The 399-nt window shown below is 67.7% G+C and carries 1 protein-coding gene; it reads right to left on the reverse strand.

Features of this window, described 5'->3' with window-relative positions:
- A partial coding sequence (locus DXU84_RS17830; protein WP_228389022.1) for a phage baseplate assembly protein V occupies positions 1-399 on the reverse strand: 399 nt, incomplete at both ends.

The raw sequence follows: 399 nt of genomic DNA on the forward strand, positions 1-399 counted from the left end.
GTGCTCCTCACCGCGCCGGTCCTCCATCCGCAGCTTGTTATTTGACGGGGTGCGCAGAACGTTACGGGTGTGGTTCCTTTCGGTCACGTGGTCGGGATGTTCGGAGTCGTGCAGCGCGGCGGCGATATACGGCCGGTCGGGGTCGCCGCCGTCAAAGGCAATCGCCACTTCGGTGCCGTCGGTCAGCGGCATATGCCAGCCGTAGCCGTCGCCGCCGTAGGGTTTGGCGAGGCGCACCCACAGGTAGGCATAACCGGCATCCGCCGACGCACGGTCGCCGTCAATGCGCACGCGGTAACGCCCCTGATTATCCAGCCACGCGTAGGTGTCGCCTTTGGCCGGGCTTTCCACCCGCGCCGGTATCGTGCCGCTGAGCACCGGCCGCGCCGGCGGTTCGGG

Source organism: Rahnella sp. RcJ3 (genome assembly GCF_009498575.1).
GTDB classification, from domain to species: Bacteria; Pseudomonadota; Gammaproteobacteria; order Enterobacterales; family Enterobacteriaceae; genus Rahnella; species Rahnella aceris.